Here is a 13,269-nt window from a genome sequence, read left to right as displayed (position 1 = left end):
CCCATGAATACTGCCAACCTTAAAACTTTTGGGCAAAAAGCCCGTACACTGCTGATAGATGGCGTTAGCCGCAAGCTCTCTTACTGGGGCTTTCACCCGAATGGAACCATCACACACGAACCGCAGCCGGTTGCTGGTGGTTATATTTTCAGGGAAGATGTTTTTGATGATGAAGAAGTGCCAAAGCAATGGCAAAAATTGAAAGAGTGTTTCAACGACGAAGGTTTTACGGAGATTGCCGAACGGGCCGCATACATCTGGTTCAACCGGCTGATGGCAATGCAGATTTTAGGCAAGAACGATTACGACCTACCCTTGCTGGAACCGGTGAGCCTTGAAGAGCAAACACCCAAATTGCTAAAGCGGGCAAGAGCAGGCAGCTACGAGTTTCTAACGCCTGCTGAAGCCGGGCGGCTTAAAAAAGTGTTGACCGATTACGAGAAAGAGCGGACGGCCTTTGGTATTTTATTAATCGGCTATTGCCATTCGCACCAGGTAATGAAACGGGTGTTTGGTGCCATTGACGATTACACCGAACTTCTGCTGCCCGATGATATTTTATCGGCTGGCGGTTTTTTAGACCTGCTGAATAACGGCGGTTACATAACCGAAGAAGATTACAAGCAGGTCGAGTTGATTGGCTGGCTCTACCAGTTTTACATCAGTGAAAAAAAGGATGCGGTTTTTAAGAAGTTCAAGGACGGCAAAAAAGCAGAAGCAGCCGACATTCCTGCCGCCACGCAAATTTTTACACCGAACTGGATTGTGAAATACATGGTGCAGAACACGGTTGGAAAGATTTGGTTGGATCTGCGTCCGCAATCACCAATAAAGGGTGAAATGGAGTATTTAGTGGAAGCCGCTGATGGAAATGAAGCGACTGAATCCATCATAAGCGAAGTGGCCGAGCTAAAGCTGCTAGACCCTGCTGTGGGCAGCGGACATATTTTGGTGGAAGGCTTTGACCTTTTGTACAAAATGTATGTAGAAGAATATTACCCGGCAGGTGAAGCGGTTGAAAGCATTCTGCAAAAAAACTTATGGGGCCTGGATATTGATTTGCGGGCGGCACAACTTGCGCAGTTTGCCGTGCTAATAAAAGCAGCGCAGTACCACCCCGATGTATTGAAGATCGACCTGCTGCCGCACATTTACCACATGCCAGCTCCGGTGCATTTTACAAAAGAAGACATCCATCTTTTTTTAGGCGACGAAGGTGCCAAATACAGCGAGCCCTTACAAAAGGCGCTGCACCTAATGTTGAGTGCACAGAACCTTGGCTCCATTATGCAATTTGACTGGAGCGACGAATGCAGAAGCTTTATTTTAGAAAAGTACAATGCCTGGAAAGGACGAACCGACTTGGATATTTTGGAACAGTCTGTATTTACCAACTTAAAACCTTACCTGAATGTTTTGGAGGTTATTACTAATACTTACCAATCGGTAGTAACTAATCCACCTTATATGACATCTGCAAACATGAATGGTAAGTTGAGCAATTATTTGATGCAAGTTTATCCTTCAAGTAAAGAAGATATACTTAGTGCTTTCGTTGAGGTCGCACATGATAGGGTAATCAAATATGGATACATAGGTATGATTACTCTACAATCTTGGATGTTTATTGACGGATTTTTTCAATTTCGGAAATGGCTTTTAGAAAATTTATCAATAAAATCACTAATCCAGTTTGGGAGAGGTGTATTCGGTTCTGATTTCGGTTCAGCTGCATTTATATTACAAAACAATCCAAATAAACTAGCCCAAGGATTATATTTCAAATTGTTCGATTTTGGTCAGACCTCAAAAGTCTTTTCGGTGTCAGAATTGAGAGAACGGTTTCTTAATCGTATACCATTGTCGAAACCTCAAAATTCCTTCTTACTTATTCCTAAATTTCAAATATCTGCAGGTTTACCAGTTCACGTAATAAAAATGTTCGAAGAGTTAACTATTGCGACAATAGGACGCTTCAGACGAGGAATTGGTACAAGTGACAATGAAAGATTTTTAAGGAGATGGCAAGAAATAAACTCCTCAAAGTTTAACCTCCTAAGCAAAACAAACACTCCTAAATGGTTTGCTTACAATAAGGGTGGGGAATTTAGAAGATGGTACGGTAATCATGAATACGTTATTAATTGGGAGAATAATGGGTACGAAATTAAAAATCTTAAGAATGATAAGGGCAAGCTTCTGTCGAGACCTCAAAACATAGAATACAACTTAAAGGAAAATATTAGTTATACGTCTTTGACTATAAGTAGAGTTTCGTTGCGATATTATCCGCAAGGTTTTATTAATGACCAGGCTGGAAATTTCATGTGCATAGACAGTCAAATAGATACTTCTTTCATCCTGGCATTCTTAAATTCTAAAGTGGCTTTGTTTATTTTAGAAAATATCAATCCAACAGTAAACATACTTGTTGAAGACTTGAATAAACTTCCACTCCGCAAAAGCTTACTGCAGGAAATAAATGTCTTATCTATAAGCTCAGTTGAAATATCTAAACAAGACTGGAACAGTAGGGAGATCTCGTGGAATTTTCAACTTAATCCATTAGTTAACTGCCAAACAAATCTTGAACAAAGCTATTTACAATGGCTTCAGCAGTCAAGCCGACAGTTTTTTCAACTTCACAAAAATGAAGAAGAACTCAACCGCACCTTTATCAACATTTACGGTTTGGAAGATGAATTGCAGCCTGACGTTGCTTTAGAAGACACTACTATCCTACAAGAAGAACTAGACTATGAAGATTTGAAAAAGTTGGTGCCGCCTTACGAGAGTCAATTGCTGCCTATCAAAAAAGACGTTGTTATCCAGCAATTCATTTCTTATGCAATTGGCTGCTTCATGGGCCGCTATCGTTTAGATAAATTGGGCTTGCAAATTGCGCATCCATCTCCAAACGAAGAAGAACTGAAACCTTACTCTTATACCTCACCTTCAACAACTGAAGCACATACATTCTCAATTGATGAAGACGGCATCATTCCCCTCATGGGCAGCAAAGGCAATTTTCCTGATGATGCAGCCAATAAGGTTCGGGAGTTTCTGCGGATGATTTGGGGTGAAGAAACCCTCACGCAAAACATCAACTTTATACAGGAAAGCCTTAACGCCGATTTGGACGACTACCTGGTAAAAAAGTTTTGGGCCTACCATGTTCGTACCTATAGCAAAAAGCCTATTTACTGGCTGTTCAGCAGCAAGAAGGGAGCTTTCCAAGCCCTGGTGTATATGCACCGCATGAACCGCTTTACCGCTGAAAAATTAAGGGACAAATATTTAATCAAACACATTCAATACCTGCAACAGGAGATAGACCGGATGGAGCGTAATCTCACCGCTCTATCCAGAACTGAGCAAAGAACATTGGATACCTTAAGAAAGGATTTGATTGAATGCAACGAATACGACTTGCTGTTGAAAGATGTAGCGACCCGGCAAATAGAATTTGATTTGGACGATGGCGTTACCAAAAATTACGAGATGTTTAAAGGCGTGGTGGCACCTATAAAATAACGAGACGAGATGCTGGCAGAAAAAGTAGATTATTATTTCAACAAATACCCGGAGCTAAGGGTACTCTTTCTCTTCGATGCCGAAGGAGATTACCGCTTTGACTTTGAAACAATGGAAATGCCAGAGCGCAGAAAAGTGATTTATGGCGCCAATGACTTTTACCTCAAAGTAAAACTGAATGGAGATTGGTTGTCGGAGAAAGTAGTGCTTTACCTGCCCATGAAGCAGCCGGAAACAAAGGAAGAAATGCACGCTTTTCCCCTGCTTGATTTGTTGTTTGCCAACAAGGGCATGCAACCGGCAGACAGCATTGGTGAGTTCATGGAAAAGTATGGCTTGCAGCGGCACCAGAGAGGCTTAGCGGAAAAATATATTCCCTTTCTAAAAGCACGTCCGGCGCAGGAGGTGCTAAAGCCTTACCTAACTGCACAGCAGTTCAACGAAGAACACATTATCCAGGGCTTGCTTTCCCATTTCTTAAAATTGTCGCAAGTAGAAAGTTGGGAAATCATTTTAATGCGCCTGCTAACGCTAACCATCCCTGCTAACGAAGGCGACTGGAACAAGGTGCAGAAGAGACTTAGGGAAGCAAGGCTGGAAGAGCCGTTGTTGGCCAAAATAAAAAAGCTGACCGGCATTGCCATCAACAGTTGGTCGCTGGTGTATGCCCGTGAAGTTTTCGACCGCATCAAATACAACCTGTTTGTCCAGGCCTTCGGTGAACTACATAAGGAAGACCCCTACAAAGCGTACAGCTATAGCGGTACGGCTGCAATTGCTAGCATCAACCTGCTACACGAAAAGCTGCTCTCCAATGCCCGGTACAGTGCCGAGTGGTTAAAGTTGTTGAACAGCAGTCACTCCGACATTCACGAAAAAAAGATTGTAGAAATCTACGGTCCCTTAGCCAATTACTACCTGATCACTTCACGTTTGAAATGGGCCATATTATGGGAACTGCTTCAACTTCCCGAAACAGCACATGCTACTATCTTAAACGGCGTAGAGAAGCTATCTGTAGGTTCAAATGAACCATTGTTGGAAAATACTCTGAACTTTTTGTTATACGCCTATAGAACGGTTGGTGCTATCAAAGAAATAAAAACGTACATACTTGACAAGACCGACCAGTACATAGAGAAATACACTGAGGAATACTACAAGATTGACCAGAACTACCGCAAGGCCATCTGGTACTATTATAAAATAGATTTTGCGGAACTAAGCATCCAACTCAATTGGGATGCGCAGTTAGCCTTGCTGAATGATCATTACCGGACTTTTCTGGAAAAGCTCAACCGGGAATGGCTCAAATGCTGGAATGCTTACGACTTTCGACTGGATACATTATCGGCAACACCCCAATTTAATTTTTACAAGAAAGAGGTTGAGCCTTCGGAGCAAAAGCTGGCGGTGATTATTTCTGATGCCTTGCGTTATGAAGTAGGAGTGGAATTAATGAACGCTTTAAACAGCGACCCGAAAAATGTAGCCCAACAACGGTTTATGTTGGCGTCTGTGCCTTCTAAAACAAGCGTTGGCATGGCGAATCTCTTGCCGGGCAAAGACTATAAGTTTGCTAACGGTGCTATCACGATTGATGATAGGACTACCGATACGATTGAAAAGAGAAGTGTTATTCTTCAGAAAAAAGACAGCGAGGCAAGAGCGGTGAAGTTTGGCGATGTGATGGGAAAGCCAAGAGTGGAAAATCGAGACCTCTTTAAAGGGAAAGTCGTATACATCTATCATGATGTCATTGACGCTACCGGCGACCGGGTGGTTTCCGAACGCAACACTTTTTCCGCCGTCGAGCAGGCGCTTCAAGAACTAACCCGATTTATAAAACTTTTGCATGCCAGCTTCAACGTATCCAAGGTCATTGTCACGGCTGATCATGGCTTTTTGTACAATGATTTTACGATTGAAGAAAAAGATAAGGAGAAAGGCGTCAGCGATGATCCAATGGTTGCTCACTCACGGTTCGAAATTGCAAAGGAAAAGATTACACCGACATTAGGCTATGTATTTCCTTTGAAAAATACTACCAAGTTTAGTGAAGAATTGTATGTTGTTATTCCTGAATCGGTGAACCGCTACAGCCGCTCTGGTGCCGGTAACCAGTATGTACATGGCGGCGCCAGCTTGCAGGAGTTGATTGTGCCAGTGATTGAAAGCACCCGTAAGCGAGAAGAAGTCTCTGGGCTGGTGGCTCCGACATTGGTGTCAAAGGACTTAAAAGTTGTTTCCAATATTCTGCGCCTGATCATCATTCAGGAAGAACCGGTATCAAGCAACCTGAAGGAACGAACCATTACAGTAGGTTTATACAAGGACGGCGAACTGGTATCCAATGAAAAAGAACTGGAATTAAACAAAGTAAGCGAAGCAGCTACCGACAGGATCTTTCAATTTGATCTTCACTTGGTAAGCGGTGGCAAGATGGATAGCAATTATAAATTAAAAGTGTTTGATAAAAGCGACAAGCTCAATCCATTGATTGAAGCGGATGTGAAGAATCAAACACTGATACAAACTGATTTTTAATTATGGACTTGCAACATAAAATCATCAAACATTTTGAAGGCAAAGTGGTCCGGAAGGATCTTACTTCAAGAGTAAAGGGCAATGCAGTAGTGCCAACCTATGTATTGGAATACCTCTTGGGCCAGTACTGCGCCGTAGAAGATCCTCAGGTGATTGAAGAGGGTGTTGAGCGGGTAAAGAAAATACTAACTGAGAACTATGTGCATAGAAGCGATGCTGAAGTGGTTAAGTCTAAAATACGGGAAAGTGGCACTTATAAAATCATTGATAAAGTAAATGTCTCGCTCAACGATAAAGCAAATCAATACGAAGCTGACTTTGCCAACCTGGGTGTAAAAGATGTACCGGTTTCTGACCGGATTGTAAAAGAAAATCCAAAGCTGTTAAGCGGCGGCGGTGTGTGGAGTATTCTTTCGGTTGGTTACAATCATTCAACCGAAGCGAATGTTCGTTGGGAGATCAACGATTTAAAGCCTATCCAGGTATCTAATGTTTTCTTGGATGAATTTATCGAAGCAAGAAAAGCATTCACATTGGAAGAATGGTTGGATGTATTGTTGTTTTCTATTGGCTTGAACCCCGAATACTTTACAAAGCGTGGAAAGCTCATTCAAATTTCGCGGTTGGTAACGCATGTAGAAAACAACTATAATTTCATTGAACTCGGACCAAAAGGAACAGGTAAATCACACATCTTTTCAGAGCTTTCACCACATGGTGTTTTAGTGTCGGGCGGTGATGTGTCCAAAGCCCGATTATTCGTCAACAATAATGGCGATAAAATAGGCTTGGTAGGTTATTGGGACGTGGTGGCGCTGGATGAATTTGAGCAGGAAGTAGGAAGCAAAAGAGCGGATGGCGACCTGGTGAAGATTATGCAGAACTACATGGCTAACCAATCCTTTAACCGGGGGAAAGATACTTATCAAGCAACAGCTTCCATGGCTTTCGTTGGCAATACAAAGCATACGGTTCCGTATATGCTCAAGCACTCGCACTTGTTTGAATCCATTCCCGGAGCTTACATAAAAGGGGCATTTCTTGACCGAATGCATTTTTACTCTCCAGGTTGGGAAGTTAAGATTTTAAAAGAGGCTGTTTTTAGTTCAGGATATGGTTTTATTGTTGACTACTTAGCCGAGATTTTGAGGTCGTTACGTAAGTACGATTATACAGGAAAGCTGGATCAATATTTTGAATTAGACGGCTCTTTAACGGCCCGTGATAAAATGGCAATTCGCAAGACCTTCTCAGGATTTGTTAAGTTGCTTTATCCACACCAGGAACTGACAATTGAAGAAGCCAAAGAGATTTTGGATTTTGCGATTGAAGGCAGAAAGCGAGTAAAGGACCAACTCTATATTATTGATGAAACGTTTAAAGATCATCCCGCTGAATTCAAATACAAAATTTCAACTACAGATAAAGAGTTTGGCGTTGAAACACTCGAAAAAATAAACCTGTTTGGTGAAGAGGTTCTTGACGCAACGGCGCCGGCGGAACAATCAACCGCAACGAACGGCCATGAAGTAGAACCAGCTATCGCTCTCCAACCCAAGCACATTTCAATAAGAGACAACCAGACCGGAATATCCTATAAACGCTTGTTTGCTGACTACCTGAAAGGTGCAACGGAAATTACCTTAACTGACCCATATATCAGGCTGCCATACCAATTCAAAAACCTTTTGGAATTCTGCGTGATGTTAGCACAGAATAAAGCGCCGGAAGATGAAGTAAAGCTTCATGTGATTACATGGAATGTGAATGACCGCATGCCGGATAGTGAATTATCTTTTCAAGAATTGATACCTGCCGTTGCTGATTTGGGCGTTAAGCTTACTTACGAGTATCAGAACCTTCACGATCGCAATATTTTAGCTAACAATGGCTGGCGAATTCAACTAGGAAGAGGACTGGACATTTTTGAACCACGGGATGGTAAGTATGATCCGGCAGAGTATTATCCTGAGAGGAGGAGTTGCAAGAATTGTGAGGTGATTTATATGCAAACCTAATTGATTATGCAACTAGCTTGCACAATAGGGCTATTTATTTGCCTTGCAGCGATAGGAGGAATAATTAATATCGCTTCAATTGTGTATCTATAAGTTCCAATTTTATACACGATTCGGAAGGTTTACAATATCCTGTTTCAAACACCATTTCAAAAGTGGAGAAGACTGCCATAAACTACACACCGAGTTTAAGGCTGCTTACTATGCTATTAAGCATAGCACGTTGTCTTTGCGTTGACGGGTTTATAACTTGTACACAATTTGGCATTATGTAAATCAACGATAAAAAACCATTTTTATGTGGGCAGATAATGAAACATCAGAAGATCTGTTAGGATTTAAAGTACATGCAGAGTTGATCATAGAAGTTATAAAGGATGAAGGTCTCTTGCCCGTAAGTGTTGGTGTTTTTGGTGACTGGGGAAGTGGCAAATCTAGCATTCTTAAAATCATTTATGAACAATTAAAAGGGGATGGAGACGAATTGAATGAGGGTACATTAGTTATATACTTCAATGGATGGATGTTCGAGGGTTATGATGATGCAAAGGCTGCCCTGCTAGAAACAATTATCAAAAAGTTTGAGGAAAACAAAAAGATAAGTACGCAAATTAAAGAGCAGACTACAAAGTTGCTCAAGTCCGTTAATTGGATGAGGGTCTTAGGACTTGGCTTTAAAAAGATTGCAATACCTGCTGCATCGGCATATTTTACTGGCGGCCTCTCTTTAATTCCATATCTATCTGGTGAGCTTCAGAAAATAAGTCCAAAGGAACTGGTCGATAAATTACAGGGTGATGATGGAGAAAATTTCTTACATAGTTTGCTTAAAGACAAAAAGGGTGAAGTTGATGAGACTACTTTGATAAGAGAGTTTAGAGATGATTTCAAAAAAATGATTGATCAATCAAAGATCAAAAAGCTAGTAGTAATAATCGATGACCTAGACAGATGTACGCACGAAAGAATCATAGAAAACCTTGAGGCAATAAAACTCTTTCTAAATGTTGAAAAGACAGCATTTATTATTGGAGCTGATCCTCGGATTGTAAGACACGCAATTGAACAGCGCTATAGAACAGAAAGAATCGGAGCTACATCAGATGCCAATGACAAGAACCAACGGATCATTACCGATTACCTTGAAAAACTTATACAAATTCCATATAATCTGCCTCGTCTATCAGATCATGAGGTGGAAACATACATGACGTTATTGTTTTGTAAGCGTCAATTAACCAGTAGCTATCCTAAAGTGCTTGAGTCATTCAGAGAATTTAGAATCAAGAATAGATACGGTGTATTTGGGTTTGCAGATATTGAAACTCATTTATCAGAACAAGAGAAAGAAGCTTTAAGGTCAAGCATTACATTGATAGCTTCCCTTTCTTCAATTATTGCCGAAGGTTTAAAAGGTAATCCCCGACAAATTAAGAGATTCTTAAACACTTTTACTCTTAGGCATAAATTGGCTTCAATAGCTACAATACAAGATTTTAAAATTGATGTACTCGCAAAATTGATGGTATTAGAGTACACCTATGAGGATTTGTTCAAGGAGTTATATACATGGCAATCTGTTAAGGAGGGAGAACCAGATGAAATAAAGGAGTTAGAAGAAGCAGCTGAGAAAAGCCAAATGGCTTCGTTAGATATTAAATACAGTTCTCAATGGAAAGATGAGCAAGTAGTTAGATGGCTGAAAGCAGAGCCAAAACTTTCAGGTATAGATTTAAGAGACTACTTCTGGATAGCAAGGGATAAATTATTTTCATCATTAAGTGGAAGTACCCTTATTCCTGCGCACATAAAATCGTTATTCAAATCCTTGCTAAATTTTGGTTCTGCATCATTACTTAAAGATAAAATCACCAACGAGGTACTAATAGAAAATGGTGCTAATCTCAGTTTACTTCTTTCGCTATTCGAAAAAGAGCTAATTAAAACACCAAATAATTCAGACTTACACAAAATTTTTCTGCAAATGATGTCTCAAAGAGTTCCTAATAGTCTATCAACGTACAAAAAGGTTTTAAAAAGAATCGACCATGATGCTATACCATTCAGCTTGCGTGCGGATTTTGTTTTTGCAATAAAGGAAAATCCAGAACTAGAGGATTTGAAAACTCAAATGGATCCAAAATCACAGATATACAAAGCTCTAAACCAAAAAAAATAATGGGTACTACACAGAGACTTATTCCAGGAGTTACCGGTGAACCCAATTGGCCTAACCTTAGTAATGCAATAACAGCAATTGTAAATACGGTTGAGAAAGAAAAAGAATTAGAAAAACAGGCTGAAAAGGCTGAGGAAAATCAAAGGGACTCTCCATCAGAAGGAAATATAAAAGCTCTAGAAAATATTTCCAGACAGCAGGCAAAGCTTTCTGCCAGAAGAACGTCCCATTACAAGTCAGCTTTGAAAAATTTGATTAAAACTGGAGGAGGGCGAAAGTCTGTAACATCTGGAAAGTCAACATCCCTGGGAAGAGCTGGTTTAAGAGCTTCTGGGCGTATTTATAGGTTCGTCACAACAGTTTATAATGGCGGATTAGAGAAAGCATTAAAGTCCATTGGCTTTGAGAATATCAAAGGCAAGTCAGTTGAGGAAATTATTGATTATTTATTGATGTACTTCTCAGACTCCAGTTCGGGTATGGATGATGTTGCGGCGAATATGGCTAGCTGTCAAGTCGTGGAAATGATTGCTGACGAAGCGAAAACAGCAAATGAACTTGAATCGAATATGAAAGAGTTGATAGATGGCAACAAACTCATAGATGTGCTATGCAGCTTCTATGGCTTTTATTTATTTGAACACCTTGCTCAACGATTTCAAGAAAGGATCTCACAAATCAAAGGCGAAGAATTAAGTAGAGAAACATTTAACATGATCAAAGAAGACATTTTAGGTCAGGTTAAAATTATAAATGCAGATAAAGCTGTTACAACAATCGATTGGAAAGGGAAAGAAGGAAGCGACATACAGGAAAAAATCTTTGATTCAATCATACAATTATTTGAATAATGGCAAATAATTTAAAAGTAGAAGTTCCAACTTTAAGTAAAGGAGTTCTCATAAGCAAGATAAATGCAACTTTATCTAGTGTAGAAAATGCTAATGCAGAAATTACTGTTGATTTTTCTGATCTTTTACCGTGGGCAAATGCTGCAAAAGAAGAAGTTGTTGATTTCTTTTTGCTTTCAACTTTTGTATATGGCATTGACAGATTTATACCAAGGCGGCCCAATTCGACTGACGGATGGGCTAGAGAAATAAATGTTCTCTTGCCTGTTTTCAAAGTTGAAGTATGGAAAAGTGCAGTAGATCAAGTTGAAGGGTTACTTTCATTTTTAACAGGCGATTACTGGAAAGTAAAGTTTTATAAAAACTCTTTGCAATTGCCTGCAGAAGATTTGGGCGGATTTTATAAGCAAAATTTTAAACAGATAAATTTATTTTCTGGAGGCTTGGACTCTTTAATTGGTTTAATTGACAGCTTAGAGAACTCTAATGATCCAGTGCTCTTTGTCTCCCATTATGATCCCACAATGGGAGGACCGAAAAAAGACCAAGATACATTAGCGCCAGAGCTTGAAACTAAATATGGAAAGTTATTTGTACGCCTTCCTTCAGTAAAAGTATTCTTGTCACAAACAAGCCTTTCAAACAGAGAAACTACATGCAGAAGCCGATCCTTATTGTTTTTAGGCTTATCAGCACTTATTGCAGAACCATTGCGAAGGAACGTTCTGGTTCCGGAAAATGGAACAGTTTCAGTAAACTACCCACTCAGTCCCTCACGCAGGAGTGCTTGTAGCACCCGTACTACACATCCCACATTCCTTTCAAGATTAATGGATATCTGGAAAATATTGGGAATTGGTATTACTGTTCAGAATCCTTATTGGAACAAAACCAAGGGCGAAATGGTGGCAAATTGCAAAAACAAGACTTTTTTGCAACAGATAATCCCAACATCTAACTCATGTGGAAAAAGAGGCCATAGGTCACACTGGGATTATGGTCATGCCTCACATTGCGGTGTTTGTATGCCTTGTATTTATAGACAAGCTTCATTGCAAACTATTGCTGATAATACTTCTTATGGTAACAACATCAACAAGCTTATTTGGAAAACAAAGAAAGGTCAGGATGTTGGAGCCTTGCTTGATTTTTTAAAGGAAAACGTTTCTAAAAACAATATTAAGTTTGAGCTCATCGCAAATGGTTTACAAGATTATGAGCGTATAAACGAATACATGAAGTTAATCGAACGCACAAGAATAGAGTTAATTTCTTGGATCAAAAAGGGTGGTAATTCTAGTGTTCGGTCTAAAGGAGGATTGTAATGGTTGATGCACATTGCCATTTAGATTTATACCCTAATCCTGTGACTATTGCAGAAGAATGTGAAAAATTAGGAATATACACTTTAAGTATGACTAATTTACCTAGTCATTTTAAAATGGGATTCCCTCATCTTAGTAGATTTAAGAAAGTAAGGATGGCATTAGGGATGCACCCATTGTATGCAGATAGGCACAAAAATGAATTGAGTTTGTTTGCAGAGTGTGTCGCACAAACATCATATATAGGGGAAGTTGGGTTAGACTTTTCTAAGGAAGGTATCGCCAGCAAAGCACGACAAATAAGCACTTTTGAATTTGTTTTGAATGAATTATCTGGAAAAAATAAGATACTTAGCCTTCATTCTAGAGGCGCGGAAGAAACCGTATTGGAGTATCTTATTGAGTACAATATAAAAAATGCAATTTTTCATTGGTATAGTGGCTCAATCAAATTGATTAAGGATATCGTAAAAGCAGGCTTTTTGTTTTCGATAAACTCTGCAATGATCAAAACGAAAGTTGGACAAGAAGTTATTAAAGAAATTCCTTTGACACATATCCTTACAGAAAGTGATGGTCCCTTCATTTACTATCAAAATCGGTCAATCAAGCCATCGGACTTACATCATGTGGAAAAATCTATTGCTATGCTTCATGGCATTGCAAATACGGAAATGAGTACAATAATCAGGGAAAACTTTAGAAAGCAAATAAACCTTTTACAAGCTTGAATGCGCAAGTATTGGTTTTATCAAAATAAGCGTCGATAAAATATCTAGATAAAAGATGTACTAATAAATATAGGCCTCTTTTAC

7 protein-coding genes are annotated in these 13,269 nt (G+C 39.7%); all 7 read left to right on the top strand.

Annotated features, from left to right (window positions below):
- Positions 1-3 precede the first annotated feature (3 nt).
- The 7 genes from pglX (at position 4) to qatD (ending at position 13,185) form a co-directional block, all read left to right on the top strand.
- The gene (pglX, locus tag FSB75_RS04950) at positions 4-3,534 is read left to right on the top strand and encodes a BREX-1 system adenine-specific DNA-methyltransferase PglX (protein WP_146783661.1); all 3,531 of its coding nucleotides are present in this window, start codon (positions 4-6) and stop codon (positions 3,532-3,534) included.
- A gap of 9 nt (positions 3,535-3,543) precedes the next feature.
- Complete coding sequence (gene pglZ, locus FSB75_RS04945) at positions 3,544-6,081, top strand: BREX-1 system phosphatase PglZ type A (protein WP_146783658.1); 2,538 nt, start codon at positions 3,544-3,546, stop codon at positions 6,079-6,081.
- Between the two features lie 2 nt (positions 6,082-6,083).
- Positions 6,084-8,099, top strand: coding sequence for a BREX system Lon protease-like protein BrxL (brxL, locus tag FSB75_RS04940; protein WP_146783655.1), 2,016 nt, complete (start codon positions 6,084-6,086; stop codon positions 8,097-8,099).
- A gap of 298 nt (positions 8,100-8,397) precedes the next feature.
- Positions 8,398-10,278 (top strand): KAP family P-loop NTPase fold protein, encoded by a 1,881-nt coding sequence (locus tag FSB75_RS04935; RefSeq protein WP_146783652.1) that lies wholly within the window; start codon positions 8,398-8,400, stop codon positions 10,276-10,278.
- The gene (locus FSB75_RS04930) at positions 10,278-11,129 is read left to right on the top strand and encodes a hypothetical protein (protein WP_146783649.1); all 852 of its coding nucleotides are present in this window, start codon (positions 10,278-10,280) and stop codon (positions 11,127-11,129) included. Before FSB75_RS04935 ends, FSB75_RS04930 begins: the two co-directional genes overlap by 1 nt.
- The gene (gene qatC / locus FSB75_RS04925) at positions 11,129-12,454 is read left to right on the top strand and encodes a Qat anti-phage system QueC-like protein QatC (RefSeq protein ID WP_146783647.1); all 1,326 of its coding nucleotides are present in this window, start codon (positions 11,129-11,131) and stop codon (positions 12,452-12,454) included. Before FSB75_RS04930 ends, qatC begins: the two co-directional genes overlap by 1 nt.
- Positions 12,454-13,185 carry a Qat anti-phage system TatD family nuclease QatD gene (qatD, locus tag FSB75_RS04920; RefSeq protein ID WP_146783645.1) on the top strand — a complete coding sequence of 244 codons (732 nt, stop codon included), beginning with the start codon at positions 12,454-12,456 and terminating at the stop codon, positions 13,183-13,185. The genes qatC and qatD overlap by 1 nt, the downstream gene beginning before the upstream one ends.
- Positions 13,186-13,269 lie beyond the last annotated feature (84 nt).

This window comes from Flavisolibacter ginsenosidimutans (genome assembly GCF_007970805.1).
GTDB lineage: Bacteria > Bacteroidota > Bacteroidia > Chitinophagales > Chitinophagaceae > Flavisolibacter > Flavisolibacter ginsenosidimutans.
Note: the sequence above shows the minus strand (reverse complement) of the source record. Positions and strands in the feature narration are given on the sequence as shown.